The sequence below is a fragment of the Lignipirellula cremea genome, assembly GCF_056501455.1.
The window spans coordinates 398,382-425,224 of the sequence record NZ_CM151415.1 but is presented as its reverse complement, the minus strand read 5'-3'; the positions used below and the strand labels follow the sequence as shown (position 1 = coordinate 425,224).

The window sequence follows — 26,843 nt, the reverse complement described above, 5'->3', positions numbered from 1 at the left end:
GCTAGGGGGGGCAGGCCTGACCGCTGGTGACACGCGGGTCGGGTATCAGAAGACCGTCGCCGCTTCGCGCGGCGGCGGTACACTGAACTCCGGTCCCGCCTGACGCTTTTCCGCCCGGTCGCTTATGTCCCGCGAGTTTCTCGACTTCCGGCTGCCTGCGCTTCCGGCGCTCGTCGAGCGTCTGGAGCGAGATTACCGAAAAGAAGGCCGCTGGGACCTGTCGGATGTGCTGCTCGTCCTGCCCGGTCTGCGGGCGGTGCATCGGACGATGGAACTGCTCGCCGACCGGGCCCAGGCGGAGCGGGTCTTCTGGAAGCCCCCGGAGGCGGTGACGATCGGTCGCCTGCCCGAGCGGCTCTATCCGATCAAAAAACCGATCGCCAGCGAGTGGATGCAGCGACTCGCCTGGGTGCGGGCGGCGAGGTCGTTCTCCGCGGAGGAAATCGCCCCCGCGCTTCCGCATCTGCCGGAGGAACGCGAAGCCGCGGCGTGGCTCGACCTCGGCGATCTGCTGGCGAGGCAACACCGCGAACTGGCCGGCGAAGGCCACCGGTTCGAGGATGTTCTGCGGGTCGCGGTCGATCTTCCCGGCTTTCAGGAAGAGGAACGCTGGCGCACGCTGGCCAGACTTCAGGCGCGGTATCTGGAAATTCTCGACGGCGAAGAACTTTGGGACCTGCAGACGGCCAGGCTTTTCGCCTCGGAAAATGCGGAATGCTCGACGGATCGGCGGATCGTGCTCGCCGCGACGGCGGATTTGCCGCGCGTGATCGTCCGGATGCTGGAGCAGGTCCGCGATCAGGTGACGGCTTACGTCTACGCCCCGGAGTCCTGGTCCGAGCGCTTCGACGAGTGGGGGCGTCTGGCCGCCGGCGAGTGGGAGAAGGTCGATCTGAACGTGCCGCTGGCGGAAGTCTTTTCGGTCGAAAACTCCGCCGAACAGGCGCAGTGTGCGCTCGAACGACTGGCCGCCGCGCAGGACGCGTTGAAGAGCGATTCCCTCGCCGTCGACCAGATCAGCATCTCGATCCCGGACGAGCGAGTCGTCCCCCAGATTCGCCGGCGTTTCGCGGAGGAGGGGATCAAGACCTACTGGACCGGCGGCGCCCCGCTGCGCGATTCGGCGCCGTATCGGCTGCTGGAGACCGTCGCCGCGTACGTCGATTCTCGTTCGTATCGCGATTTCGCGGCCCTGCTGCGGCATCCCGACGTCGAAAGACTGCTTCGCAGCCGGGGCATCGCCGGCGACTGGCTCACCGCGCTCGACGACGCCTACCAGAGCTCTTATCCCGTCACCGTCGACCCCTCGTTCTGGAACGTCGAGCCGCCCGCCGAGGGGCGAGGCAGTTCGCGGGAATCTGCCGTCGAAAAGCAGAGCCGGGGAGAAGCGCTCGCCGCGGCCGGGAACCGGCTGCACGAGCTGCTGGGAACGCTGCTCGACGAATCGCCGCGTCGGCTGGGCGAGTGGGCCGCGCCGTGGCGGGACCTGCTGGTGCGTCTGTACGAGGACTACGCACCGGCGGAGGCGTCGCGATCGGGCGAGGATCTGACGCGGACCGCCGCCGCGGCGCTGCGCGACGCGATCGATGCGCTCGGCGGCGTGGCCGACGGATTTCAACCGCACACGACGGCCGGCGAAGCGATGCGGCTGGCGTTGCATGCCGTGCGGAGCGCGAAGATCTACGGCGATCCCGATCCCGAGGCGGTCGACCTGATCGGCTGGTTGGATCTGCTGCTGGACGACGCGCCGGTGCGGATCGTGGTCGGGTTCAACGAAGGGATCGTGCCGCAGTCGACCACCAGCGACATGTTCCTGCCGAACTCGCTCCGCTCGGCGCTCGGCATCGACGACAACGCCCGGCGCTACGCCCGCGACGCCTACGTCACGGCCTGCCTGCTCGATCGCCAGCCGCGCGTGGCGTGGATCCTGGGGCGGACCGACGACGAAGGTTCCCCCCTCGCTCCCAGCCGGCTGCTCTTCGCCTGTCCGGCGAAGGATGCGGCGCGCCGGGTGCGGGTGCTGTTCGGCGACGGACCGTCCTACCGCGTGACGCAGGGTCGCGCCTGGAAGGCCACGCTGCCGGAGTCCCGCTTTCCCATTCCGATGCCGGCGAGCCCGGCGCCGCGGAAGGTGACCGAACTGACGCCGACGTCGTTTCGTTCCTACCTCGCGTGCCCTTACCGGTTCTACCTGGAAAAGGTGCTGGGCCTGAAGGAGCGCGAAGACGACGCCGACGAACTCGACGCCGGCGGATTCGGCGACCTGACGCATGCCGTGCTGGAAGCCGTCGCGGCAGCCGACGATCTGAAAGGCTGCACCGAGGCCGAACGTCTCGCGGCCGAACTGACCCGCCTGGCGGAAGCGGAGGCGACGGCTCGCTATGGCCCGCGACCGCCCGCCAGCGTGCAGTTGCAGGTGGAGCAGCTTCGCCTGCGGCTCGAAGCCTACGCCGAACGACAGGCGGCCATCGCGGCGCAGGGCTGGGAGACGATCGCGGTCGAGGTTCGGCTGACTTACGACATCGACGTCGACGGCGAACCCTTCCGCCTGAGCGGCATCGTCGACCGCATCGACCGCCACCGCGATTCGGGGCGTTACCGGGTCTGCGACTATAAGACCACGGCGACCGCGCCCGATCCCGACGAGGCCCATCGCAAGAAGGACAAGGTCACCAAGGAACTTCGCTGGTACAACGTGCAGTTGCCGGTCTATCGCCTGCTCGTGGCGAATCATTACGGCGTCGATCCGCGGGAGGTCGGAATGGCTTTCATTAAGCTGCCCGGCGATCTGCGAAAGGTCGCCTTCGCTCCGGCGGAATGGACCGACGCGGAACTGGCGGAGGCGGACGATGTCGTTCGCGACGTCATTCGCAAGGTCCGGGCCGAAGTCTACTGGCCGCCCATCGACCCGGAACCCTATCTGGCGCCGTACGATCTCTGGGCGAAGATCTGTCAGACGCAGGTTTTCGGTCGCCGCCCGCTCGATGAGGAGTTCGCTTCGTGACGCTCGCCCGCCGGTTCGCTTCGCTTGCTGAAGGACCTCTCCTGGCCGTGCTCCTCCTGGCGGCGTCGGCGCTGACTGGTTGCGAAAAAACGGAGCCGGCTGCCGACCAGGGCGTCGCGGGGAGCGGCCTCAGGAAGGTGACGCTGCAACTGAACTGGTACCCCGAGATGGAGCATGGCGGCTTCTACGCCGCCAAGGCGCTCGGCTACTTCGAGGAAGAGGGGCTCGACGTCGAAATCGCGCCCGCAGGCAACAACTCTTCGATCGTTCCCCGACTGGTCGCGTCGCAGCAGGTCGAGTTCGGCATCGTCGACGCCGACCAGCTTCTGCTCGCCCGGCAGGAAGGCGCCGAACTGACCGCGCTGGCGGCGCCGTTGCAGCACAGCCCGCGATGCATCATGGTCCATGCCGAGTCGGGCATCGAGCGGCTGGAGGATCTGAAGAACGTCACGCTGGCGATGAACCAGAGCCTGGCCTTCGCGGAGTTTCTGGAGAAGCGCCTTCCGCTCGAAGGCGTGACGGTCGTTCCCTACAACGGCGTCGGCCTGTTCGTGAAGGATCCGAAGTACGCGATGCAGGCCTACTCCTTCAGCGAACCGTTCGTGGCGAAGCAGGAGGGCGCCGACCCGAAGCTTCTCATGGTCTCCGACCTGGGCTTCGATCCTTACGTCGGCATCCTCGCCACCAGCGATGCCCTGGCGAAGCAGGATCCCGACGTCGTCGAGAAGATGCGTCGGGCGTCGCTCCGCGGCTGGCAGGCCTATTTCGAGAATCCCGAACCGGCCCATAAGCTGATCGCGGCGGCGAACGACACGATGACGCCGGAGGTGCTGGAGTTCGGCGATCAGGAGCTGCGGAAGCTGGCGCTTCCGGAAGGGATGCCGCCCGAGGAGCTCGGCAAAATGGATCGGAAGCGCTGGGAGACGCTCGCCGCGCAGCTCGGCGAGTTGGATCTGATCGACGCGGAGAAGGTCGACCTCGACGCCGCCGTCTGGCCCGCGGCGCTGACCGAGTAGACGAAGCCGTTTTTCCGCTTCGTGCCGCGTCTCGAATGCTTCTGTGTGCCACGGCTGGCTTGTCCAGCCGTGTGCCGAATCCGGCGAAGCGCTCACACGGCTGGACAAGCCAGCCGTGGCACACCGAGCGAACCCGGTATCTTCGGACGAAACTCGCGCCAGCCGCGAATCGACACGCATTCGAATCGCGAATTCAGGCGCCGCGCACGAAAAAAGGGGACGCTTAGAAAGCGTCCCCTTCATGTTTCGTTGGATTCGTTCGACCGGATCAGCTTCCGGCGGCGACGGGCTCGCTGGCGCCTTCGGACTGCGCGACCTTGTCGCCGAGACCCTTCAGGACCGCATCGGCCAGGTGCCGCATGATCGCCTCGACTGCGCGGATACCGTCGTCATTGGCGGGGATCGGCAGATCGATCAGGTCCGGATCGCAGTCCGTGTCGAGCACGGCGACCGTCGTGACGCCGAGAGCGCGGGCTTCGCGGACCGCGTTCTTTTCCTTGTTCGGGTCGACGATGACCATGCATTCCGGAATGCGGTTCAGCTTCCGCAGACCGTTCAGGTTGCGATAGACCTTGCGGTACTCGCGGTTCAGCGACGACTGGGCCTTCTTAGAGTACTTGGCCAGTTCCTCGCCCGAGCGGATCTTTTCCAGCTCTTCCAGGCGCGACAGCCGGCTGCGGATCGTGCGGAAGTTGGTGAGCGTACCGCCGAGCCAGCGCTCGGAGACGAACGGCATGCGGCAGCGGGTCGATTCGGCCTCGACCGCGGCGCTGGCCTGACGCTTGGTCCCGACGAACAGGATCAGGCTGCCCTGGGCGGCGACCTGCTGCAGGTACTTCTGCGCCCGGAGGAGACCGCGAATCGTTTCGCGGATGTCGATGATGTGGATCAGGTTCTGACGGGCGAAGATGTACGGACGCATCTTCGGGTTCCAGCGGCTGGCCCGGTGGCCGTAATGCACGCCGGCGTCGATCAGTTCCTGCACGAGGGGATGCTGAGCCATGTCTCTCGAAAAACTCCTGTAGCCGCCTGCCGCTCCACGCCATCCAGCGGGTCGAACCCGCAGGGCGCTCGGGACCGTTTCGCCTTGCCGGCGTTCGCTTTAGGAACGCGGGCGGGCGGGCCCCGATCGAGTCGTCACAGACGAAACGCACGAAGAATCGGCCCTCACGACGAGCGCCGACGAATCTCGAAGTATATCGCCGCCCGCGAGATTCGTGCAAGCGGCGAAGGGAGGAGTCAGGCGCCCTTCCCGCCGGTCTTGGCAACCGGTTTACGCTTCGCCGACGGTTTACGCTTCCGCTTCTGCGGGCGAACGATCGTTCCGATGTCGGCCCACTTCGCTCCCGTCGCGAAGTAGGCTTTCAGCAGCACGTCCATGCTGATGCCGAGGGCGCCGTTCTCGATGCGGCTGACGCGGGCCTGGGTGACCCCCATCCGCTCCGCAAGTTCCGCCTGCGAGAGCCCCGCTTGCTTGCGTTGGGCCACGATGGCGCACAGCAGGTCCGTGCGAGCCTGCACGAGTTCCCAGGCTTCGTCGGACAAGTTGAATAGATCTCGCGGCGTGCCGACGGTGAATCCAGCCGCCTCCAGGCGTTTGCGACTCGCTTCGCTCATTGACGCTCCTCCTGCCGAAGATAGGTCTTCAGCCGCGACGCGCTCGCTTCCAGAATTCGCGGCGGGGTCCTCTGCGACTTCTTCTCGAAGATCGCCAGGACGACCACGTTGCGCCGATCGCGGTAGTAGATGATGCGGAAGGACTTCCGCGTTTCGCCGTCTCGAAATCGCAACTCCGCGACGCCCTGACCGATCGAGGGCATCGGCTTCCATCGCGGCGCCGCGAACGTCATTCCGTTCGCCAACTGATCGAGCAGACTTGCGGCTTCCGCTGCAGCGCGGGGGGAAAACGGCGGGACTTCGACGCGGTCGCGGGTGAAGACCAGTCGAAGAGGCAATTCGCGAGCCTCGCTCCCTTCCGCTCGATTCGCTCGTTTTTTAGCCATCGACTTCCCAAGTCTATGCAGAATTATGCATGAAATCAAGCATCGGCTTCGCTCGCGGCGTTGTAGCAGGATAGTTCGATTGTGTGCCCCAAGATAAACGACGGAAGACGCAAGTTCTTGGTCAGTCGAGCCTTGAATGTCACCCTCTCTTCCGGGCGCCACTGGCTCCGCCAGTGCATTTCCGGAGGCCGGATCGCTCGTATTGGACGACCTTTCAAGATGCAGCACTGGCGGAGCCAGTGGCACCCGAAACTCTTCGATCGACCGACAGAAAACGATAGACGAGCCCGTAGGTCAGGCATTGCCTGACGGCTATAGGGTCCCGGTCCCGCTCGCGTTCGATCGGACTTCACTGCCGCTGCAAGCGGGGCCGTATCGAAGTGGCCGTCAGGCGATGCCTGACCTACTAGTCGACCTGGCTTTATTCGTCAGGCGGAGGTTAACCTGATTTCGCGGAGGGAGTCGAGGGATCGTTTTCGATTTTCGCGGAGGCAGGGATGCCGGCAACGAACGAAAAGCTGGAAGTTCGTCTGACGCCTGAGACCCGGGCGGAGCTCGCGGCGTTCGTCCGCAAAGGGGACTCGCCGGCGGCGAAAGTTCGCCGGACGAGGATCCTGCTCCTGTCCGATCGCGAGCACGTCGACGGTCGTCGCACCGACGGCACGATCGCCGAGATCGTGGGGCTCTCCGAGCGGCAGGTCTGCCGGATTCGGCAAGCCTTCGTCCGCGAAGGAAACGTCGCCGCGGCGATCGAACGGAAGGCCCGCTCGGCTCCCGGCGTCCAGCCGATCTTCGACGGTCGCTCCGAAGCGAAGCTCGTTCTGCTGGCCTGCTCGACGCCGCCCGGCGGACGCAAGGCCTGGACGATGCAGCTTCTGGCCGACGAGGCGATGCGGCTGTCGATCGTGACGAAGGTCTCCGAAGAGACGGTTCGCCAGACGCTCAAAAAAACAGGCTGCAGCCCTGGCGGACGCGGCGCTTCTGCATCCCGGAGAAGGATCTCGCCCGCTTCGTCGCCCGCATGGAGAAGCTGCTCGACGTCTACGCCGAATCGTTCGACGACGAGCACGTGCTGATCTGCATGGACGAGGCGGCCAAGCAGATCCTGGCCGACGTCGAGCCGTCGCTGCCGATGACGCCGGGCCAGCCCCGCCGCGAGGACCATCACTACGAGCGCCGCGGCGTGCGGTCGATCTTCTTGTTCTTCGATCCCGTCGGCGGCTGGCGTCGCGTCTCCGGTCGCGACGGTCGAACGCGAGTCGACTGGGCCGAAGAAGTCGCCGAGCTGCTCGAGCGGGACTATCCCCGGGCCGAACTCGTCACGCTGGTCTGCGACAACCTCAACACGCACGACGTCGCGAGCCTGTACCATGCCTTCGACGCCGAGCGGGCGCATCGCCTGGCCCAGCGCCTGCGGATCGTCTACACGCCCAAGAACGGCAGCTGGCTCAACATGGCCGAGTTCGAGCTTTCCGTCCTGACGCGGCAGTGCGTCGGGCGACGCTTCGAAAGCGCGGCCGAGATGGACGAAGCGATGGCCGTCTGGCAGCGCGAACGCAACCGCCTGCGTCAGGCTGCGACCTGGCGCTTCACGACGGACGACGCTCGCGTCAAACTCAAACATCTCTACCCCAACGCCTGACGAATAAGGCTTGGTCGACTACTACGAACATGAACGCGAAAACGGCTCGCGAGGGATCGCGAGCCGTTTTGCGTGATGGTTCCCGTTTCGCCCTGCCGCAGGCCGGCAGTCCGTTCGCTTACGGCTTCCGGATGAAGTCGGTCAGCGGCGCCAGGTTCACCGGCGCGACCTGGTTGACCAGGATCGACGAGGGCTGTCCGCCCAGTTGCGGCGGGTTCAGGCTGGCGAACTGTCCGAGCAGCAGGTTGTCCTCCAGGAAGAAGCCCTGGTTGCCGCCGTAGGTGAAGTAGAACGGCGGGATCGACAGCGGATCGTTCCGGTTCTCGATCAGGTAGGCGAGGCCCGAAGGATCGGAGACCTGGTTGCCGAACAGAGCCAGCGACATGGTGCCGGCGTTCGGCAGGACGCCGAGCGAGCCCTGCTGGTACATCGTGAAGGCGACGCGATCGCTGAGGATGATCTCGGCGTCATCGTCATCCGGATCGATGAACTCCCCGAAGAAGATGTTGTTGTTGACGATCGCGTAGACCTGGCCCTCGCTGCCCACTTCGTTGTGGATGGCCATACCGACGCGGAACTCGTCGTCGACGACTTGATTGATGGTGTTGTTCTGGAAGTTGATGACCTGGATCGACTGGTCCTGGGCGAAGAGTTCCACGTTCGAGTTGAAGAACAGATCGAGCGTCGCGTCTTCTTCGTCAGCGCGACCGTTACGCAGGAACTGCGAGTTGATGACGGTCGCGAAGATGCGCGACTGGTCTCGCGATTCCAGGAACATGCCGTTGAGCTGGTGATCCTGCAGGATGTCGCCGTTCATGCTCAGGCCGACGACCGAGCGATCGTTGGTCTTGATCTGCAGGCCCATGTCTTCGCCGTCGTCCAGGATCGGCACGCCGTCGACGTCGAGCGTCTTGCGGGAGACGTTGTAGTTCGACGTGATCTGCACCTGCGAGTCGCCGTAGACGTTGAACGTGCGAGCGTGGTTGAAGGTGTCGACGATCGTGTTGCGAACCATCGTGACCGAGCTGATCGGCGGCTCGTAGGGGCTGTCCGCCGTGGTGAACTGGTCCACGTTGAAGAAGAACTGCATGCCCGCGTCGCCGAACAGGTCGTCCGGCCCTTCGATGCCGGCGCCTTCGATGAAGTTGTCGCGGATGTCGAAGTTGGCGATGCTCGTGCCGGTGACGGCGCCGTAGATGCCGCCCGTGCCGTCGTCGAACTCGTCGCTCGGGTCGAGCAGCGGATCGGTCAGCGGGTTGCCGAGATCCGAAAGGCCGGCGTTCAGGATCGTGTTGCTGTGAATCTGCAGGTCGAGCCGCGACACGCCGGCGGCAAGATTGCTGTTCACGAGGGCCGCGACGCCGACGCCGTTGCCCGACATCACGTTGCCGTAAACGTTACCGAGCACCTGGGCGCCGGTATCCTGAGCCAGGGACACGCCTGCGGCGTTGCCGAACATCCGGTTGTTGCGGATGTCGAAGACGAAGTTCGGCCCTTCGGTCGAGCCGGCGTCGCCCGCGATCGTCATCTGGATGGCCGAGCCGCCGTTCGCAGCGAACGTATTGTCGTAGGCGTAGAAGTTCAGGTCGTCGTCGTTGAAGGCTCCGACCAGCGTGATGCCGACGCCGCCCGACTGGTTCTCGGAGATGTTCTGCGTCTGGAAGCCTTCCTCCGAGAAGACCAGCAGGCTGCCCGTCGCCTGGGTCCAGGCGATACCGAAGCCCGCCTGAGGAATCCCGAAGACGCCGTTGTCGACGATGTTGTTGCTGCTGATCTCGGCGTAGATATCTTCGCTGGCGTTGATGTTGATGCCGTTGAACCCGTTGTTCCCGATGTCGTTGTTTCGGATCAGGAACGACGACATGGTCGCCTGCGTGATCTCGATGCCGTCGCCGAAGTTCGGCTCGAACGGATCGTTCGAGGCGATGCGGTTGTTCGTCATGACGACCGAGCTCGCGGCGATGTTCTCGATGTGGATTCCGTCGCCGCCCAGGAAGTCCTGCACGCCGAAGGGAACGAGCTGGTTCCGCGATCCGATCACGTTGTTGTCGATCAGGATGTCCGCGGCGTTGACGTTGTTGAGCGACACGACGTCGAACGTCTGCACCAGCGGATCGATTACCTGGTTGTCGATCGTGTTGTCCGTGATCCAGAACGTCCCGGTCAGGCCGTCGACGAGGATCGCGTTCCCCTGCTCGCCGAAGATGATGTTGTTGTTGATCACGCCGTGGGTGATCACGTCGCCGCGGATCGCCGCCTCGGTGCTGTTGGAGGTGATCTCCAGACCGCGAACGACGTTGGCGTTGGCGAGCTGCACGGTCGCCGCGGTGTTGTTGTCCAGGTTGCTGATGAGAGGCCGCTGGCCGTTCTCGTTGGTCAGCAACTGGTACAGGCCGACTCCGCCCGTCCCGGCGCCGCCGTAGTTGGCGATCGGGATGTACTGCGGAACGCCTTCGCCGAGCAGCCACTGCGTATCCTGCAGCGTGATGCCCGTGTCGTGGTTGACGAAGTCGTTTGCGCCCTGGTGCACGAAGATGATGTCACCCGGCTGCGCGATCGAAGCGCCGAACTGCGTCGGGTCCGCCATCGCGAGCTGCGAGTAGGGATCTTCCGCGGTGCCGGTGCCGGCGTTCGCGTCGACCGCCGCGTCGCTGTCGACGTGAACCACTCGCCAGGGCGTGCCCGTGAGCGGGTTGATCGCGACGAACGAGGGCTGATTCACGCGAACGACGTGATCGTTACGGACGCTCCGTTCGAGCGCACGGGGGGCGCTGGTGGGGGCGCCGTCGCCGCCCGCATGCAGGATCAGTTGCAGGAACCCGGACGTATTGAACATCTGGTCCTGGTTGACGGTCAGGTTGACCGCCACGCCGGGAAGCGGATGGGCGCCGAGCGAGGTCGTCAGACCGCCGAACGGTTCGACGTAATCCGAGCGGTAGTAATAACCGCCGACGTCGAAGTAACCCTGGATCATCGACAGCCGCGGGATCGGCACGCGGAACTTCGCGTCGAACCCTTGCAGGGCGCTGTCGATCCCGGGCACGACCACCTGGTTGCCGACGAACGAGGTGTCGCGGAAGCGATGGTCCATCTGCCCCTGGGGCAAATAGCCGTTGGCATAGAAGTCGAAGTTCGGCGTCTTGATGAAGCCGCCGACGCCGATCTGCCAGTAGGTATGGCCGAACTCTTCGTACTCGTCCGCGTCGTAGTCAACGAAGACGTTCGCCCCGACGTCGGTCTTGGCGGGCTTGATGTGGAAGACCCGCTCCAAACCGAGGTTGGAGAAGAATTGCCCGCGCTGGGCGGAGACGTGCGCCTGTCCTTCGACGAACCATTCGCCGTTGAGGACGTCGTCGAACAGCGGTTGCTTGGCTCCGGCGGTGAAGTAACTGCCGTCGTAGCCCAAGCCCTGGTCGGCGGCTGTCGCCCCGAGCCAGACCAATCCTCCTAGCGGAGATTGGAAAACGCTATCGAACGCCGGTCCCGATTGCTGCGTCGGTCCGGCCGGACCTTGGGCGCCCAGTCTCGGCGTCCAGGTCGCAAGAACGACCAGGCTCAGGATGACGAAGCCCGCTAGCCTCTTCATGCATCATCTCCTGCAGGAGAACGTCGCCCTAAGGACGGCACGCCCTGACGAATCGGGGTCGAATCGGGCCTCTCTCCCGGGTCCTTGGCGGACTTGGGCGATCGACCGGCGGTTCGACTTCGGCTCGTAAGGTCGTTTCCTTCCTAGGGATACGACGGCCGTCCCTGGCGCGTGTCCCGAATAGGGGAGCGGCAGGATTCCTAGAATCCCTGCACTCGTTCGTCTTCATCGACCCCGTACAAGTCGGAACATTAGTCATTCCGGCGGATTCGGCTTTCGCGGAGGCCCCCGAACAACCGGCGCTTACGGAGCTTGCGGCACGACCCGGCCTGAAGGGGTAACGAACGTGCCGGGCCTAGCGGCGCCCAAGCGATCGACTCGGGAGAAAGCCCTCCGCGTTGGCGAATCGGGCTCAAGTTTCATCGCCGGAAGGCGTTGAAAACGAGGGATTGGGCACCGTTCGCAGTGTGAAGTCGGGTGGTAGTCAGGCTCGCAAGCGCTGACAGCTTGCTGGCGCCGTAGCGGACGGGGGCAGCGGAAGCGAGCCTTTCGCTCGATCCGAAGGCCGCCTGCGGCATGGCACGACACGGACGTTCGCCAACGGACGCGGGAATCGTCGTCTGGGTGGCGCTGGTTATCCCAACCAGCGGATCGGAGGGCTCAAGAGCCGGTCGGAGTCCCCGCAGCCGGCGTATGTCGAAGCGCCTTCATGAAGCAGAGCGGCGACCTTGTGCTGAATTCGCGCTGAGGCCTCCCACGGGCTGCGCCCGCGCCGGTTGAGACGACCGGCGCCACCCAAGGATAGTCGCGCACTCTAAACCGCAGCTTGCACTCCGCTCGTTCCACTGCGTGGAAGGAGCCGACGGCGCCAAGTACGTCACGCCGATCGACGTGCGACCGTCGTGGATCGCGAGGCAGGGGATGCGCGTTCGCTCAATTGCCTCCGCTCACCCTGATGACGGGGTATCGCGCCTCGGACTTTTACTGTTGACGGGCAATTACGAAGGTTAACCGGCTTATGCGGAGTCCGCGGCGCGCAGTGTGCCCTGAGCCCTGACGTGAAGATCTTCGACAGCGACGCGGAGCGTATCGCGCGTCGCACCGAAGCGTCCTCGACGAAAGGAACCAAAGCATGTCTCAATCACGACCAGGCGACTTCGGCGCCGGCAGCTCGCCTCCGAAACCGAGTCAGGCCGAAGGCGAAGCCGATCGCACCCGTCCGAACGCTCAGCAACCGCCCCGGCCCAGCAAGGCGGAGGGCGAAGACTTCCGCCAGAAGCCAGGAAGCCAAACGCCAGGAAGCCAGAGCGGCTCCTTCGGATCCGGCATCGGAAACGCCGGCGCCGAAGAGGAACCGATCCTCCTAGCCGGCGTCGAGAGCGCTGCGAAGCGGTCTTCCGGCGGGCCCGGCGTCGCGAAGTCCGCTTCCAAGGCGGGTCGCGAGGTGAAAGACGCGGCGACGCAGGCAGCGGACGAGGCGAAGCGCCAGGCTTCTCATCTTGCGTCCGACGCCCGTCATGCCGTCGCTTCGCAAGCTGCCCAGTTGCAACAGAAGGGCGCCGCTTACGTCGCGCGACAGAAGGACTGTCTTGCAGAGGAGGTCTCGCACGTCGGCGCTGCCGTTCGTGAAGCGGGTCGCAAGCTTCACGACGAAGGGGACGACCGCGTCGCGTCCTACGTGGATCAGGCCGCTGCCGGGATCGAAGGCGTCGGCAGCTACCTTCGCGATCGCGATGCAGGCGCTCTCTGCGACGATTTCGAGACGCTCGCCCGTCGCCGGCCGGAGATCGTCTACGGCGGACTGTTCCTGGCCGGACTCGGTCTCGCGCGGTTCCTGAAGGCCTCGCGACGCCGTCCGCAGACGGACTACGAGTCGTCGCGCAGCGGTCAGGACCGGATGGACGCCTACTACGACGATCCCGATTCGTACCGCGAATCGGCGACCGGCAGAAGCGACCCGTACTACGCGACCGCCGGCTACATGGCCTCCGCGGTCTCGACCCGATATCCCGAATCCGACGGCGAGGAGAACCGCAATGTCCTCTGAAACGCGAGATGGAATCGCCGGACGTCGACGCTTCGAGCTCGACGATGCGGCGGCGGAACCCAGGATGGCTGACGATCGGTCCGTCAACGGAGACGCCCGATCGCTGGTCGACCTGATCAAGGAACTCCGCGACGAATCGACGACGCTCGTACGGCAGGAGATCGCGCTCGCCAAGGCCGAGATGTCGGAGAAGGCGTCGAAGGCGGCTCGCAACGCCGCCTTCATCGGCATGGGCGCGGTCGTCACCGGCGTCGCGGCGATCTTTCTCGCCGCGGCGGCGACCGTCGGAATTTACCTCGGGCTCGTTTACGGCCTCGAACTTTCGCACGCGAATGCGGGATGGATCGCGCCGCTCATCACGGCGCTCGTCCTCGGCGCGGTCGGCATCGCGCACATCCTGAAGGGCAAGAACGGCCTTCAGGAGGCGATCACCGCTCCCGATCGGACGATCGACTCCCTCAAGCGCGACCGCGACATGATCACGGAAAAGGTGCAGGCATGAAATCCAGTCGACAGATCGAACAGGACATCGAACGAACTCGCCATGAAATGGACGAGACGCTCGATCAATTCCGCGAACGCATGAAGCCCCGCCATCTCCTCGACGAGGCCGTCGGTATGTTTCAGTCTTACGTCAGTTCCGGCAACGGAAACGCGAACGGCGACGCCGATTCGAGCGGCGTCGGCCAGCATCTGGCGCACGGCGCGAAGGATGCGGCGACCCACGTCAGCCACGCCCTCTTCGATACGGTCAAGCGACACCCTCTTCCGTCGCTTCTGATCGGAGCGGGCGCGGCCTGGCTGGTCTACGAATCGACGCAGAACCGCCAATGGCCCGATTGGGAACACATGGGCGAGAACTCGCCGCAGGGCTACGCCGGATCCCGGCCAGGGCGTTCCCCGAACGCCGGCTTCGACCGTTCGTACGGCGGCGGACCTGCGGCTCGCGAAGAATCCCTCTATTACGGAGGCCCTTCGTCAGGACCGCAGGGTTCGGCCTTCGGAACCCGGCCGATGCCGCGTCGGACCGAGCCCGTCGTCTTCGCCGCCTGGCATGAGGACTACGACTGGTCTGACGAAGACGAGGGAGCCTGGTCGCAGAACGCCTTCAAGTCGATCGCGGAGATCGAGACGACCCTGGGCGACGAAAGCCGTCCCGCTCGCGAGCGGATTCGTTCGGTCGCCGGCCATCTGCAGAATCTCTCGGGATCGAAGTACCAGTCGAAGTGGCGGGAGTGGAAGGAACGCTCCGGTTCGAGCGTCGACGCCCGGACGGGCGAGCCCTACACCGACGACTACGGCTATGGCGAAGCTCAGGGGCTGGAGTATCTGCTCGGGTCGCAGGGCGAGGAGCATCCTGACGCCGACGAGCATGCGGAAGGCATGATCGCGAAAATGCGAGAAGCGCTCTCTAAGGGGGGGCGAAGCGTGCGTCGCCGCATCGCCGACGTCGCCTCGCATACCGCCGACTACGCCGGCACGGTCAGCGGTCGCGGCTACCGCGGGGCGAAGCATGGCCTGCGCAGCGCGGGCGCGGGCATGGCCAGCGCCGGACGGCAGACCGGCGAGTACGTCGCAGACGCTGGTCGGTGGGTCGGGCACGAAGCCTATGAAGGCGCTCGCATGACTCGGCAGGGCGCCATGGCCGCGGGGCGTCAGGTCCGTCGCAGCGCCGCCGCCACGTCGCGATCCGTCGGCAACGCCATGGACGAGTATCCGCTCGCCGCAGCAGGCGCCTTCCTCGGCCTGGGTCTGCTCGTCGGTCTTCTCGTTCCCGAAACGGAGCAGGAAAACCGCCTGATGGGCGAGACCTCCGACCGGATGAAGCGTCAGGCCTACGACGCGGGCAAGGACGCGGTCCAGCGTGCCGGTCACGTCGCGCAGGAAACCGTCCGCGCCGCGTCGGAAGAGGCGGAACGTCAGGGAATCGCGCCGTCGCAGATCGCCGACGAGGCGAGTCATATCGCCCAGAAGGCAGGCCGGAGCGTCTCCGAGGCAGCGGACGCGGCGAAGAACGCCGCGCCGTCGGCAGGTTCTACGGTCGTCGACAAGCTCGAGCGCGTCGCGACGGCGGCTGCCCGGACCGCGAAGTCGGAGATCAAGCAGGAGGCCAGACAGTCCAAGGCCGCTCACTTGATGGACGAGAACAAGAACGCCTGACGTTCGAGTTGAATCGAATCCTCCGGACGTCGCCTGCTCTCACGAGCAGGCGACGTTTTTTCGTGTTCGCTTCTTCGTAGGGTGCGTCTTGACGCACCTGTCGTTGTCACGACCCTCGATCGAGACTCGCTAGTGACTTCTGCGAGAAGGTTCGCGCTGCCCGTGCCGCTCCTGGTCGTGAGTCCGAACCCCCATCGAGCTGCGATCCGCGAATCGCTCTACCGTGTGCGACGTCATTGCAATTGGCCAAATCGAACGTCGTGTGAGCGACAGGTGCGTCAAGACGCACCCTACAAAGGCTCCGCCCTCAGCTCACTTCGCGGGGGTCAGCGTCACCCGGCGGAAGTCGACGGGGCCGTGATCGCCTTGCAGCAGAATCGGACCGGGGGAGCCTTCGTCGCTGTCGAGCGCGCCGCCCGTGATGCCGGGGATCCGCTGCCGGTCGATGATTCGCTTGCCGTTGAGCATGACGGTCACCCGCCTGCCGACTAGCGTGACCTCGTACGTTTGCCATTCGTCCGCGGCCTTCGCGGCGTTGTCGGACGGGACGAGGAAGCCGTAGATGGCGCCGATGTCGTGCGGGTTCGGGATCGGGCCCGACCCGTCGATGATCTGCAGCTCGTACCTCCCGCGGAGGTAGATGCCGCTGTTGCTGCCGGGCGGATAGCGAAACTCCGCGACCAGCTTGAAGTCGTCGAACCGCGGCTCGGTCACGAGGTTGTCGCCGATCTGCGAGTTCACGAGGATCCCGTCCTGCACGCTCCAGTAGCTCGCGCTGCCGGGCGCCTGCTGCTTCCAGCCGTTCAGATCGCGCCCGTTGAAGAGTTCGATCGGCTCGCCCCAGGCGGTCGGCTCCGGTCGATCGAGATCCGGCGCGCGAACCGCCGTCCATTGCACGGGCTCGCCTTCGTGGCTGGTCGTTTCGCCGCGCAGGCGGTCGCCGTCCATTCGGCCCTCGAAGACGACGTCGTCGTCCTTCTTCTCCCACTGCGGCGGCACGACAAACCTCAGGCGCCCCTCCTGAAACTCCACCTGCGAGACCGGTCGGGCGCTGCCGAAGCGGGCGACGAAGCTCCCCACGAGCGTCCGATCGCCGGACTTCGAAACTTCGAACCAGGAGGGATAGTCGCCGGCGGCGCCGTGAACGGTGACGTCCCAGCGTCCCAGAATGGAAGGAGCGGTCGCGTCGATGGTCGGATCTCCTTGTGCGAAAGCGAAGTTGGCCGGAAAGCATCCCAGCGACAGGCAGAGTAGCAGTCCCCCGCCGAGGTGGAAGGTCATGAGTCGCTCGCCGTTTTCTTCCGAATCTAGATCGCCACCCGATCGCCCAGTTTCTCGCGTAGCTGGTCCGCGGCAGCGGGCGAGAAGAGGTTCTCCCGCACGTCGATCCGGCGCAGCTTCGTCCATCCGGCGGTCTCCAGCAGAACCGGCACGCTCCGGTCGCCGATCGAGTTGCCCGCCAGATTCGCGTAACGCAGGTGGGTCCTCAGCCGCGATCGAACCAGCGCCGCGAGCCCCTCGTCCTGCACGTAATTACTCGACAGATCCAGTCGTTGCAGCTTCCACACGGCCCGGTCGGCACACAGATCGAACGTCCCGCGATCGAGGGCCCCGTTCTTTCGCAGCGCCAGCCCGACCAGCCCGCGAAAGCAGGGAGCGCCGGCCAGCAACGCGATCCCGACCGGACGGAGGCTGTTTTCGGAGAGATCGAGAAAGCGAAGGTTCTGAAAGCCCTCGGCGGTCGCGATCGGTCGAACTTCCGCCCGATCGATGTGATTCCCGCTCGCGTCCAGTTCCGTCAGCGAGACGAGCGTCTCCGACCGGGCCAGCGCATCGAGGCCGCGGGCCTTGATCAGATTGCCCCGCAGGGCCAGTTCCTTCAGCCGCCCGAAGTGGGGCGCCTCCGCGAAGCGGCGAACGCCGTCGGCGGAGATGACGTTGTGCGACAGGTCGAGCGATTCCAGCGAATCGAGCAGCGCCGACCCCGCCAGCGAACCGATGCCCGGGTTCGAGATCTTGTTGACCGACAGGTCCAGCCGCTTGAGCGTGCGGAAGTATCGGCAGCGTCCGAGCCAGAATACCTGCTCGTTCTCCAGATCGTTCTTCTGCAGCGACAGGGTGGTCAAAACTCTTAACGACGACCGCTGCACCAGCTCCTGAATCTGCGGGCCGGCCTTCTTCAGCGCCAGCGACCGCAGCGTCGGCAGCTTCGCGATCAGTTCCTCGTCGGACTCCAGGTAGGGCGCCGTATCCATCGCGACGCGCTCGACGAAGCCGCGACGGAACTCGTAGGCGTCGATCCGGATGCCGCGCAGGTCCGCCGTCCACTCCGCTTCGTGAGCGGTCAGCAACTCCGTCAGCCGGGCGTCGATCTCCAGTTCCCGTTCGAGCGGCGTCTCGTCGGATTCCCGTTCGCACTGCAAACGGATGAATTCGCCGCGCGGGTCGCCCCGTTCCTCCAGCCAGTCGGCGAAGACCAGCCGGGGCTCGACGTCGTCGGGACGCCGGGCGATCTCCTCCTCGAACGCGACGGACTCCGACACGGTTGGGGAACTTTCCGGAAGAGAAGCGACTCGAAAGAGCGACAGGACGGGGCAGTATGGGCGGCGCGGCGTCCAAGCGACCCTCCTCGCGGCCTCTTTTTTCGTTTCCGCGGATACGCTTCACAAGACTCCCGCGCCGTCGGCGAATCTCCGCAGGGAGAAATGCCGTAGATTCGGCCCCCTGATCCGATAGGATGGATGGAAAACCTGAGCGGGGGGTGTAAACCCCCCGAGTCTGAACCGTACACAGCGCCGAAACCTCGGGGAGTTTACACCCCCCGCTCAGAAATCGACGCGAACGGTCCTACGCGTAAGGTCAGCGGCATGAACGAAATCCAGCGACAGATCGCCCGCGCCCGGTTTCGGATGAACTTCCAGGTCTTCCTGACCGTCGCGGCGTGGTGCCTGACGGTCGGTCTCGCCGTCGGCCTGATCGGCCTGATCGTGCCGCGGATCTGGGCCCTTCCCTACACGGCGTCGCCGCAGGGAGCGACCGCCTGGACGTGGGGCTGGGGCCTGGGCAGCGTCGCGGTCGCCGTCATCGCGGCGATCGTGCTGACCTGGATGTATCGCCGCTCGACCGAAGAGGCGGCGTACGAAATCGACCACCGCTTCCGCCTGAAGGAACGCATCTCCAGCGCGCTGGCCCTCTCCCCCGCAGAACGCGAGACCGAGATGGGCAAGGCCCTGCTGACCGACGCCGAAAAGCGCTTGGAGCAGGTCGAGGTGACCGAGGAATTCAAGGTCGGCGCTCGCTGGCCGGCGGCGCTCCCCGTCGCGCTCGCTGCCGCCGTCGCCGGCGCCCTCTTCCTGCCCTACGCGGCTGAATCGACGGTCGCCAATCCGAATACGGAAAAGCTCGACCCGCGGAGCCTGATCAAGAAGTCGAACGACGAACTGAAGAAGAAGCTGGCCGAGCGTCAGGAACGCCTGAGCGAGCAGGGCCTGAAGGAGGCGGAGGAGCTTCTCAAGCAGGTGCAGCAGAAGGTCGACAAGCTTCAGTCGAAGGAAAACCTCGACAAGAAGACTGCGTTGATCGAGCTCAACGATATCAAGAAGCAGCTCGCCGATCGCAAGGAAGCCCTGGGCGATCCGAGCGAGCTGAAGAAAAAGCTGGCCGACCTCAAAGACGTCGAAAAGACCGGTCCGGGCGAGAAGCTCGGCAAGGCGCTGGAGAAGGGCGACTTCGACCAGGCGATGAAGGAGCTCAAGCAGCTCGCCGACAAGATGAAGAACGGCGAACTGACGCCCGAAGACCAGAAGAAGCTCGCCCAGCAGATGCAGGCCATGGCCGACAAGGTCAAGGAGATGGCGCAGAAGCAAAAGGAAATGAAGGAAGAGCTGAAGCGCCAGATCGAGCAGAAGAAGAACGAAGGGGACAACGAGGGAGCCGCCAAGATGCAGGAGCAGCTCGACAAGCTCGAGAAGGCTCAGCAGCAGATGGACGCGATGGAGGCTATGGCCCAGAAGATGGAGCAGGCCGCCGAGCAGATGGAGCAGGGCGACATGCAGCAGGCCATGCAGCAGATGAAGGACATGGCCGGCGACATGCAGGACATGCAGGCCCAGTTGCAGGAACTGGAATCGCTCGACGAGATAATGGACGAGCTGAGCCAGATGCGCGACGAGCTGAACGGCGAGAACGGCGATCCCTTCGACGGTCAGAATGCCGGCATGCAGGGCTTCGGCGACGGACAGGGCGACCAGCCGGGCGACGGTATGGGCGAAGGTCAGGGTTACGGCTATCGACCGGAAGAAAAGACCGACACCGGCGCCTTCGACACGCAGGTCCGCGGCAACGTTCGTCAAGGCGAAGCGGTCCGCACCGGCGACGCCGAAGGCCCGAATCAGAAGGGCAAGACGCTGGAGGAGATCAAGGCCGAACTGCAGAGCGAGTTCTCCGCCGACAACGATCCCCTCTCCAACCAGCGCCTGCCGCGCGACCGCCGGGAGCACGCGAAGGAATACTTCAACCGTCTCCGCGAAGGGGGCTGAGTTGGGAAGGACGCGCGCCTAAGCACGGAGGGCTCCCGCCCTCCGCTCGCCTGAGAAGATAGACGATCGACGCTTCTCCGGCGTTCGCGGACCGTCAGTCCGGCGTCGCCGGCTGGGCGGCGTCGAGTTCGGCCAGTTCCTTTCGCCAGGCTTCGCGTTGGGGGGCGTCGATCGCTTCGTTGCGCCCCGTCTGCTCCGCGGAATCGATTCGCGAGGTCAACGCCCGCACGACGTCGCGTCGCACATCCTCGGACAACTCCTCGGCACGCAGGCGCTTCATGATCGCCTCCCGTCCGAAGGCGCTGCCCGACAGGACGACCAGCGATCGCAGACGCCGGCCCCGGTTCGCTTCGACGACCGAGCTGCGCCACCAGCGATCGACGGCGCCAGTTTCTTCGGGAGGCGGCTCGTCGATCCGCAGCAGAATCTCGATCGCGAGGTTTTCCAGCGTCGATCCTGCCTCCGCGTCGCGAAGTTCGGCCAGGCAGGCTTCCCGATGCTCGTCGGAGATTCGATCCGGCACGTGCGCGCTGAGCATGGCGTCGAAGAACGGATCCTGCTTCAGTTCGTACCACCGCTCCTCGGTGCGTGCCGACGGCGGTTCGCCGAGATCGAACAGGGCGTCGCACAGACTCGCCTGCAAGTCACGATTCTTCGCGGTGCGGTCGTCGATGACGATCTCTCCGACCAGGCGCTGCAGAAAGTAATGCAATCGCATTGCGCCGTAGCGTGCCTGGGCTTCGCGCCAAACCTGCGAAGGGTCGTCGGGATACCCCTCCAGATCGTTCGCTATGGCGTCCGCCATATCCTGTAGCGTCTTCGTCAAACCAGCGACGACGGTTGCCGTCTCGGCGACCGCTAACTTTTCGGCGTCCTCCGTCTGGGGCAGGAAGTCTCGCTCGGGGTCGAACTTGTTCTTCAGGTAGGCGAGTCCCTCACGGGTCGCCGCGGAGATGGCTTCTCGAAAGGCTGTGTATTCGGGGCGCCGATAGGTCTCGGAGCCGAGCGCTGCTTCCATCAGGAACGCCGCCTCGCTCTGTCCCGACCCGGCCGTATCGATGTCGCTTACGTCATGCGGGAACACGTCCGCTTCCGTTGCGTTCAGCGCTTCGGCGATTACCTCGATATCCATCGCGTTCGTGAAGAAGTCCGCGCGCTTTCGTGCGAAGCCGGCGAGGACGATGTAGCTCGATTTGGTCTTCACGATGACGCTTCCCCAGACGGAGCCGTAGCGTGCTTCGTCGTCGGAAGAACGAAATCGCAACACGATCATTCCGCTGCGAGAATCCGACAGGCCCACGCTTCGCGACCGCGCGTCCCAGATAGCCTTCGTGTTCGCTTTACGGATCACCGTCGTCAGCCAGGCGGACAGATCGACCTGAATGTCATGAGTCCTTCCCGGGGGAAGTTCGGAATCATCGTTGCTATGAAAGCGATCCGCATCGACGAGCAAGCGCCAGGCGTGCGGCGAGACGTGCCGCCATTGACCGGGGCGGTCGAGCCACAAGGCATGGTCGGTCCGACGAAAGGCGATCGGCGCTCCGCGACCGTCGCGTACGGCGACGGAGAGGACGTCGCCGCCTTTCTCTGCCAGCATCGCGATCGCCGCATCGGATACGTCGGGACCGCCTTCCTTCGGAAAGTTCGAAACTTCGAACTGCCAGCGCTCCGGGTCCGTGCCGGTGAACCGCAGCGCCTCCTGTTCCTCCTCCAGAATCCGCAGCACGTCCTCGACGGAGACGTCGCCGGACGGAAGGGCGAGCAGCCTGCGTGCGCCGCGGAGATCCTTCGAAGCTTCGTCCGGCGGTTCCGCAGTCGCGAGCGTCCCGCACGGAATCGCGAGGACGAGAAGCATGAGATGAGCGACGCGGACCATGGCATTTCCTCCGTGACTTTCCAGGAGCCGTCGTCGTCGCCGCCGGTCTGCGAGCGAGCCCTGCGGCGCTTCATTCCATCGCGACTACGATCGAATGTTGACCGGCTCGTGGACGGGCGCACTCGACTGCAACGAACTCGCCGGGGCGATCCAACTTCCGGCTCGCGTCCGCCTGCGCCTCGAATCCCTGGCGAAGGCGTTCCCGACCGCCCGGGCAGAACCTGTCGTCGGCTCCGAGGTGCGAGCTCGTCGTCAATCTTCCTGTGCGCCGGCCATCGCGTCTTTGAGCCAGGCGTGGTAGGCCTGCTGCGATTCGAACGTCAGGCGCGGCTTCCCCTTGCCTTCGGCGATAGCCAGGCCAGCAGGGCGGACCTCGGCCCGCGTACCCTCGGCACGATGCTGTTACGCCGGATCGACCGCCCGGCGGGTACCGGCGCGGCGAGGAATCACGCCCGATGGCGTCGCGAGGAACGGCGAGCTTCGCCTAGCGGATCGCGAGTCGTGCGTACGACAGTATCTGAGCGGGGGATGACGAACCCCCGAGGTTTCAAGGCTATCGCGAGGTGAGGGCTCGGGGGATTGTTATCCCCCGCTCAGGCGTTCGCGAAAACGCGACTTAGTACAGCTCGCCGGTCAGCGCCTTCAGCTCGCCGCGGATCGTTTCGAGGCGGGCGGACTTATCCGGGGCCAGGCGGATCTCGTCGATCTCCTTGCGGAGGGCCATCGCCTTCTTGCTCTTGAACCGTTCCCAGAACGTCGTGCCCATCGCGTCCAGGTCGTCGTTCTTGTCGCGAAGCGCCTTGTAGAGCTCCCGCAGCATGGGGCGATGCTCGTTGGCGGGCTCCGCTTCGCAGCCGTACTGCATCGAGTAGGCCGCGACGTATTTGTATCGCGGGAAGCGGGTGTAGACCTCCTGCAGCAGGCCGCGGATGCTGTCGGGGCCGACCTTCAGCGCCTCGCGCAGTTCGCCGTCCATCGCCGCGTGGCTCTGCGTCCCCTCCGCGTAGAGCTCGGACCGGTAGCGATCCAGAATCGGCCGAACCTTCGAAAAACGGGTTTCGGTCAGGGTGAACATGGGGGGAATTCCTTGGGGGGACGGAAGCAGTCCGTCGGGCGCCGCGGTGCGGGCTGAATTGATGGCGATTCCTCTATTGTCGCCGTATTTCCCCCGCGTGTCGATGGAATTAATTTTCGGCGTGCCCGGAATCGCTGATCGGCGCCCGCGAGTTTTGAATCGTCGCTCGGGCATCGACCGCGCCCGATGAACGCGAATCGCCTCCGCGAACGAACCGCCGGGACGCTGAGCCGACACCCATTACTTCGGGGGGGGCTAGGTCGTTTCCTCTGGAGAATGCTGCTCTAATCGATCGGTAGGCGAATGCACCAGTTCTCGTAGCGAGTCGAACGATGGACGCGATGAAGAAGGTTCCTGCTCTCCTGGCGCTGGGCGGGGTTCTTGCCCTGCCGCTTCTCTCCGGCTGCGAACCGGCGAACGAGACGGTCGCCCCGTCAGAGCAGTCCGATCCGGCGGCGGTCGTTGACGAGGCGAAGGCGGACGTCGCGGCGCCCGGGATCGAGGAGACGAAGGCGATCGCCGAGGAGGGCTTCATCTTCGGCCTGCCGATCGTGATGAACTACGCGGTGATGAACGAGTATTCCGTCGACAAGAACTCGGGCCAGTTCAAGGCGCCCTTCAACGAGATCCATAACGACCACCGCGTCTTCACCTACGAAGACACGGCGGTCATCACGCCGAACAGCGATACCCCCTACTCCATGCTCTGGCTCGACCTGCGGGCGGAGCCGATGGTGATCTCGGTTCCGGCAGTACCGAAGGAGCGTTACTACGCGGTGATGCTCACGGACGGCAACACCTACAACTACGGCTATATCGGTAGCCGCGCGACGCACAGCCAAGCCGGCTCCTACCTCGTCGTCGGCCCGGGATGGGAAGGCGACAAGCCGGAGGGGATCGATCAGGTCTTCGCATCGACGACGCCCTTTTCGGTCGCCGTGTTCCGAACGCAGCTCTTCGACGCGGCGGATATGCCGAACGTCGAAGCCGTACAGGCCGGCTACAAGGCGCAGCCCCTGTCGGCGTTCCTGCAGCAGCCCGCTCCCCCCGCCGCGCCGAAGATCGACTTCGTCCCGGCGACGTCAGAAGGGATCAAGGAGAACTTCTTCGAGTATCTCGACGCCGCGATCGAGTTCGTTCCGGAGTCGGACGCCGACAAGGGCGTCCGCGCGAAACTGGCCAGCATCGGCGTCGGCCCCGGCGCTACCTTCGAGATGAAGGACCTGTCGCCAGAGCACAAGGACGCGATCCTGCTCGGGATGAAGGCTGGCGACGAGAAGGTCACGAACTTTCTGGCCACGGGGATGAAGGTCGTCAACGGCTGGAGCATCGGTTCATTCTTCGGCGACCAGGCGTTCTATGACGGCAACTGGCTCATGCGGGCCGGCGCCGCGAAGGGCGGCATCTACGGAAACGACGCGGTGGAGGCGACCTATCCCATCACGCGCATCGACGCGACCGGCCAACCGCTCGACGGAAGCAAGCACGATTACACGCTCACGTTTCCGAAGGGCCAGCTTCCGCCGGTGAACGCCTTCTGGTCGGTGACGATGTACGACGGCGAGACTCAGCTGCTGATCAAGAACCCCATCGACCGGTACCTGATCAACTCGCCCATGCTGTCCGACATGAAGACGAACGAGGACGGCTCGCTCACCATCTATATCCAGCACGAGAACCCCGGCCCGGACAAGGAGAGCAACTGGCTTCCCGCGCCGGACGGTCCGATCTATCTGGCTATGCGGCTTTACTGGCCGAAGACGGAAGATCCGTCGATCCTGCCCGCCGGCGAAGGGACGTGGAAGCCGCCCGGAATCGTCCGCGCGAACTAAAATCGTATCGTGATCGATCTCGAATGCAGGCGGACGGCCGGACGGTCGTCCGCGCGAATCGCGCGAGCGCTGGAGACAAGTTCGCGATGAGACGGTTTCTGCAGGGGCTTAAGGCGTTCACCGAACATCCGACGACGCAACTGACCACAGGCCTGATCCTGCTGATCTCCGGCGGATCGGAGATCGTTTCCGAGTTCCAGAGCGCCGAGCAGAGCCTTCGCCTGGGCGTTCACCATGGAATCGCGATCTACGGCCTGATCCAGGTGCTGGGCAGTCTGCCGAACATCGTCGACGGAATCGCCCGGTTCTTCATCGGCATCGAGAAGCCGGAGGCTTCCAGGTAAGCGTCGAGCGCCCGCAGGCGGCTCCGTAGGTCTGGCTTACGCGCTGGCGTCGACCTTTCCCGGCTGATCGCGTCCTTCAGCTTGCGCACGCCGTACTGGGCGCGCGTCATGCAGCGAGCGAGAAGGGACGATCCTCCGGCCGCGCCTTCAGGCGTTCATGCGGCGGCGCGGCGAAGAGGTCGCGTCACCACTCGCCGGCGCCCGGTTCGCCGGGCACGTACTGCAGGTAAGCGGACACGCCGATCGCGAGCAGCGCCGTGACCGCCGCGACGACGGCACGGATTCCGTTGTGACGCTTGCGGAGCGGCAGATCGACCAGCCCGATCGCGAGGGGGACCAGCAGCATCCCCAGGTAGCTCCACCAGGGATGATCGTCGTAGCTGTAAAACCGCCCGGCGGACATCAGGACCGTGGCGAAAGCGACGGCGGGATAGGCGATCCCCGCGGCGGTTCTCGAATCGATCCAGCCCAGTAAACCCAAGAGCACGATCGGCAGCGTCGCCGCGATGGCCGCGAGCGTCCACTGCGCCAGATCCCCGTACGTGGCGACGGCGACCAGCATCGGCCCCGCCAGCGTCGCCAGCACCGCGAGCGGAAACCAGCGATCCGCGCCCGTCGCCGCGAGCCGGTCGAGGGCGAACAGGCCGAGCAGACAGGTCGACGCGAGCAGCGCAGACCAGACCTGATGCAGCGGGAGCATGTCCTCCCAGCCTTCGCCGCTGGCCAGTCCGATCGCTGCGGTCGCGATCGCGAGAAGGCCCGCGACCATCCAGCGGATCGGCAGGTCGCGCCCGCGGGTTCCTGCCGTCGCGCCCATCACGATCGCGACGGCCAGGATCGCCCAGACGCCGCGCTGCCAGAACTCTTCCGGCCACCAGACCAGCGCGGCCTCGCCGCTGTGCCAGAGCTGTCCGGCCAGTCCTGCGATGACGGCAGCCGTCCAGCCGAGGCTCAGCGCGAGCGGGGCCAGAACGTCCGTCCGACTCGTCGGCAGCGCGAGTTCGTCCTCGACCGGACGCAGGCGCAGCCGGATCGCGAGGCAACCGGCGAGCGCCGCGACCGCGAACGGCACCGCGGCGCTGACCATCCATTCGGCGAAATCGAGCATGGCTCCGTCGCTTCGGCGCAGGCGTCGGCTGAACGTTTGCGACTAGCGCACGAACACCAGCTTCGCCGTGACGTCGACTTCCTTGTCGACCTTGCCTTCGCCGTAGGTCATGCCCCACTTCGTGCGATCGAGCTTGAACGACGTCGTCAGCTCGGTCGTCTTCTCCGTCGACTTCGCTTCCGCCGGGATCGTGATCGAGACGGTCTTGCCCAGCATCGTCAGGTCGCCGGTGATGGTTCCCTTGGTCTCCGATGCCTGAGCCATCTTGGTGGCGACGAACGTGATCTGCGGATGCTTCCGGACGTCGAAGAAGTCCGGGTTCTTCAGGTGGTTCGTCAGGTTGTCGGCGTCCGACCAGAGGCTGGTCGCGTCGATCACGATCTTCAGCGTCCCCTTCGTCGGATCCTCGGCGTCGGAGGTCGCGTCGACCGTGAACTTCTTGAACCCGCCCGCATGCGAGCCGTCCGCCTTCTTGCCGACGAACTCGATCGTCGAGTTCTTGGCGTCCAGCTTCAGCGGCTCGGCAGCCTGCAGAGCGCCGACCGCAACGAACATCATCAGCGCCGTACCGAAAGCGACTCGCGACATCATCGACTCCGAATAACGAACCCG

At 65.1% G+C, this 26,843-nt stretch carries 19 protein-coding genes; 9 read left to right on the top strand and 10 right to left on the bottom strand.

What is annotated here, in order from left to right; translation table 11 throughout:
- Nucleotides 1-124 precede the first annotated feature (124 nt).
- A complete protein-coding gene (locus SH602x_RS01740; protein WP_479475172.1) occupies nucleotides 125-3,004 on the top strand; it encodes a PD-(D/E)XK nuclease family protein in 2,880 nt (959 codons plus the stop codon).
- Nucleotides 3,001-4,020, top strand: coding sequence for an ABC transporter substrate-binding protein (locus SH602x_RS01735; RefSeq protein ID WP_479475171.1), 1,020 nt, complete (start codon nucleotides 3,001-3,003; stop codon nucleotides 4,018-4,020). The genes SH602x_RS01740 and SH602x_RS01735 overlap by 4 nt, the downstream gene beginning before the upstream one ends.
- A 268-nt stretch (nucleotides 4,021-4,288) precedes the next feature.
- Here SH602x_RS01735 and rpsB read toward each other — a convergent pair whose 3' ends face one another.
- The 3 genes from rpsB to SH602x_RS01720 form a co-directional block, all read right to left on the bottom strand.
- Nucleotides 4,289-5,023 carry a 30S ribosomal protein S2 gene (gene rpsB / locus SH602x_RS01730; protein WP_479470186.1) on the bottom strand — a complete coding sequence of 245 codons (735 nt, stop codon included), beginning with the start codon at nucleotides 5,021-5,023 and terminating at the stop codon, nucleotides 4,289-4,291.
- 236 nt (nucleotides 5,024-5,259) lie between these two features.
- Entirely contained in the window at nucleotides 5,260-5,637 is a 378-nt protein-coding gene (locus tag SH602x_RS01725; RefSeq protein ID WP_479475170.1) for a helix-turn-helix domain-containing protein, read from the bottom strand.
- Nucleotides 5,634-6,023: a type II toxin-antitoxin system RelE/ParE family toxin gene (locus SH602x_RS01720; RefSeq protein ID WP_479475169.1), complete on the bottom strand. Its 390-nt coding sequence runs from the start codon at nucleotides 6,021-6,023 to the stop codon at nucleotides 5,634-5,636. Before SH602x_RS01720 ends, SH602x_RS01725 begins: the two co-directional genes overlap by 4 nt.
- A gap of 497 nt (nucleotides 6,024-6,520) precedes the next feature.
- On the opposite strand from SH602x_RS01720, the gene SH602x_RS01715 reads away from it, so the two are divergent.
- Nucleotides 6,521-7,665, top strand: a protein-coding gene (locus tag SH602x_RS01715; RefSeq protein WP_479472857.1) for an IS630 family transposase whose coding sequence is annotated in 2 segments (ribosomal slippage) — nucleotides 6,521-6,968 and nucleotides 6,968-7,665 — 1,146 coding nt in all. Because the reading frame shifts where the segments join, the coding sequence is not laid out codon by codon here.
- Between the two features lie 118 nt (nucleotides 7,666-7,783).
- Here SH602x_RS01715 and SH602x_RS01710 read toward each other — a convergent pair.
- Nucleotides 7,784-11,251, bottom strand: coding sequence for an inverse autotransporter beta domain-containing protein (locus SH602x_RS01710; protein ID WP_479475168.1), 3,468 nt, complete (start codon nucleotides 11,249-11,251; stop codon nucleotides 7,784-7,786).
- A gap of 1,132 nt (nucleotides 11,252-12,383) precedes the next feature.
- Here SH602x_RS01710 and SH602x_RS01705 point away from each other — a divergent pair.
- From SH602x_RS01705 to SH602x_RS01695, 3 genes are read left to right on the top strand one after another with little or no spacing between them, the layout of a single operon-like run.
- Nucleotides 12,384-13,298 carry a hypothetical protein gene (locus SH602x_RS01705; protein ID WP_479475167.1) on the top strand — a complete coding sequence of 305 codons (915 nt, stop codon included), beginning with the start codon at nucleotides 12,384-12,386 and terminating at the stop codon, nucleotides 13,296-13,298.
- The gene (locus tag SH602x_RS01700) at nucleotides 13,288-13,800 is read left to right on the top strand and encodes a phage holin family protein (RefSeq protein ID WP_479475166.1); all 513 of its coding nucleotides are present in this window, start codon (nucleotides 13,288-13,290) and stop codon (nucleotides 13,798-13,800) included. The genes SH602x_RS01705 and SH602x_RS01700 overlap by 11 nt, the downstream gene beginning before the upstream one ends.
- Nucleotides 13,797-15,458 carry a DUF3618 domain-containing protein gene (locus SH602x_RS01695; RefSeq protein WP_479475165.1) on the top strand — a complete coding sequence of 554 codons (1,662 nt, stop codon included), beginning with the start codon at nucleotides 13,797-13,799 and terminating at the stop codon, nucleotides 15,456-15,458. Before SH602x_RS01700 ends, SH602x_RS01695 begins: the two co-directional genes overlap by 4 nt.
- A gap of 312 nt (nucleotides 15,459-15,770) precedes the next feature.
- Here the strand turns inward: SH602x_RS01695 and SH602x_RS01690 are convergent, their stop codons facing one another.
- Nucleotides 15,771-16,739 carry a 3-keto-disaccharide hydrolase gene (locus SH602x_RS01690; protein ID WP_479475164.1) on the bottom strand — a complete coding sequence of 323 codons (969 nt, stop codon included), beginning with the start codon at nucleotides 16,737-16,739 and terminating at the stop codon, nucleotides 15,771-15,773.
- Nucleotides 16,740-16,765: 26 nt separating this feature from the next.
- Nucleotides 16,766-18,001 carry a TIGR02996 domain-containing protein gene (locus tag SH602x_RS01685; protein ID WP_479475163.1) on the bottom strand — a complete coding sequence of 412 codons (1,236 nt, stop codon included), beginning with the start codon at nucleotides 17,999-18,001 and terminating at the stop codon, nucleotides 16,766-16,768.
- Nucleotides 18,002-18,325: 324 nt separating this feature from the next.
- On the opposite strand from SH602x_RS01685, the gene SH602x_RS01680 reads away from it, so the two are divergent.
- Entirely contained in the window at nucleotides 18,326-19,996 is a 1,671-nt protein-coding gene (locus SH602x_RS01680) for a hypothetical protein (RefSeq protein ID WP_479475162.1), read from the top strand.
- Between the two features lie 94 nt (nucleotides 19,997-20,090).
- On the opposite strand, the gene SH602x_RS01675 is transcribed toward SH602x_RS01680, so the two are convergent.
- Together SH602x_RS01675 and SH602x_RS01670 are read right to left on the bottom strand one after the other, a co-directional pair.
- On the bottom strand, nucleotides 20,091-21,872 hold the full coding sequence (locus SH602x_RS01675) for a hypothetical protein (RefSeq protein WP_479475161.1): 1,782 nt from the start codon (nucleotides 21,870-21,872) through the stop codon (nucleotides 20,091-20,093).
- 616 nt (nucleotides 21,873-22,488) lie between these two features.
- Complete coding sequence (locus tag SH602x_RS01670; RefSeq protein ID WP_479475160.1) at nucleotides 22,489-22,947, bottom strand: hypothetical protein; 459 nt, start codon at nucleotides 22,945-22,947, stop codon at nucleotides 22,489-22,491.
- A gap of 341 nt (nucleotides 22,948-23,288) precedes the next feature.
- Between SH602x_RS01670 and SH602x_RS01665 the strand changes: the two genes are divergently transcribed.
- Both SH602x_RS01665 and SH602x_RS01660 read left to right on the top strand, forming a co-directional pair.
- Nucleotides 23,289-24,779: a DUF1254 domain-containing protein gene (locus tag SH602x_RS01665; RefSeq protein ID WP_479475159.1), complete on the top strand. Its 1,491-nt coding sequence runs from the start codon at nucleotides 23,289-23,291 to the stop codon at nucleotides 24,777-24,779.
- 86 nt (nucleotides 24,780-24,865) lie between these two features.
- Nucleotides 24,866-25,123 (top strand): hypothetical protein, encoded by a 258-nt coding sequence (locus SH602x_RS01660; RefSeq protein ID WP_479475158.1) that lies wholly within the window; start codon nucleotides 24,866-24,868, stop codon nucleotides 25,121-25,123.
- Between the two features lie 184 nt (nucleotides 25,124-25,307).
- Here SH602x_RS01660 and SH602x_RS01655 read toward each other — a convergent pair whose 3' ends face one another.
- Both SH602x_RS01655 and SH602x_RS01650 read right to left on the bottom strand, forming a co-directional pair.
- Complete coding sequence (locus tag SH602x_RS01655; protein WP_479475157.1) at nucleotides 25,308-26,231, bottom strand: hypothetical protein; 924 nt, start codon at nucleotides 26,229-26,231, stop codon at nucleotides 25,308-25,310.
- 42 nt (nucleotides 26,232-26,273) lie between these two features.
- On the bottom strand, nucleotides 26,274-26,819 hold the full coding sequence (locus tag SH602x_RS01650) for a YceI family protein (RefSeq protein ID WP_479475156.1): 546 nt from the start codon (nucleotides 26,817-26,819) through the stop codon (nucleotides 26,274-26,276).
- Nucleotides 26,820-26,843 lie beyond the last annotated feature (24 nt).

Excerpts from the sequence above, each read along its gene's own strand:
- SH602x_RS01740 (WP_479475172.1), top strand. The coding sequence starts at position 125 with ATGTCCCGCGAGTTTCTCGACTTCCGGCTGCCTGCGCTTCCGGCGCTC.
- rpsB (WP_479470186.1), bottom strand. The coding sequence starts at position 5,023 with ATGGCTCAGCATCCCCTCGTGCAGGAACTGATCGACGCCGGCGTGCAT.
- SH602x_RS01725 (WP_479475170.1), bottom strand. The coding sequence starts at position 5,637 with ATGAGCGAAGCGAGTCGCAAACGCCTGGAGGCGGCTGGATTCACCGTC.
- SH602x_RS01720 (WP_479475169.1), bottom strand. The coding sequence starts at position 6,023 with ATGGCTAAAAAACGAGCGAATCGAGCGGAAGGGAGCGAGGCTCGCGAA.
- SH602x_RS01710 (WP_479475168.1), bottom strand. The coding sequence starts at position 11,251 with ATGAAGAGGCTAGCGGGCTTCGTCATCCTGAGCCTGGTCGTTCTTGCG.
- SH602x_RS01705 (WP_479475167.1), top strand. The coding sequence starts at position 12,384 with ATGTCTCAATCACGACCAGGCGACTTCGGCGCCGGCAGCTCGCCTCCG.
- SH602x_RS01700 (WP_479475166.1), top strand. The coding sequence starts at position 13,288 with ATGTCCTCTGAAACGCGAGATGGAATCGCCGGACGTCGACGCTTCGAG.
- SH602x_RS01695 (WP_479475165.1), top strand. The coding sequence starts at position 13,797 with ATGAAATCCAGTCGACAGATCGAACAGGACATCGAACGAACTCGCCAT.
- SH602x_RS01690 (WP_479475164.1), bottom strand. The coding sequence starts at position 16,739 with ATGACCTTCCACCTCGGCGGGGGACTGCTACTCTGCCTGTCGCTGGGA.
- SH602x_RS01680 (WP_479475162.1), top strand. The coding sequence starts at position 18,326 with ATGAACGAAATCCAGCGACAGATCGCCCGCGCCCGGTTTCGGATGAAC.
- SH602x_RS01675 (WP_479475161.1), bottom strand. The coding sequence starts at position 21,872 with ATGGTCCGCGTCGCTCATCTCATGCTTCTCGTCCTCGCGATTCCGTGC.
- SH602x_RS01670 (WP_479475160.1), bottom strand. The coding sequence starts at position 22,947 with ATGTTCACCCTGACCGAAACCCGTTTTTCGAAGGTTCGGCCGATTCTG.
- SH602x_RS01665 (WP_479475159.1), top strand. The coding sequence starts at position 23,289 with ATGAAGAAGGTTCCTGCTCTCCTGGCGCTGGGCGGGGTTCTTGCCCTG.
- SH602x_RS01660 (WP_479475158.1), top strand. The coding sequence starts at position 24,866 with ATGAGACGGTTTCTGCAGGGGCTTAAGGCGTTCACCGAACATCCGACG.
- SH602x_RS01655 (WP_479475157.1), bottom strand. The coding sequence starts at position 26,231 with ATGCTCGATTTCGCCGAATGGATGGTCAGCGCCGCGGTGCCGTTCGCG.
- SH602x_RS01650 (WP_479475156.1), bottom strand. The coding sequence starts at position 26,819 with ATGTCGCGAGTCGCTTTCGGTACGGCGCTGATGATGTTCGTTGCGGTC.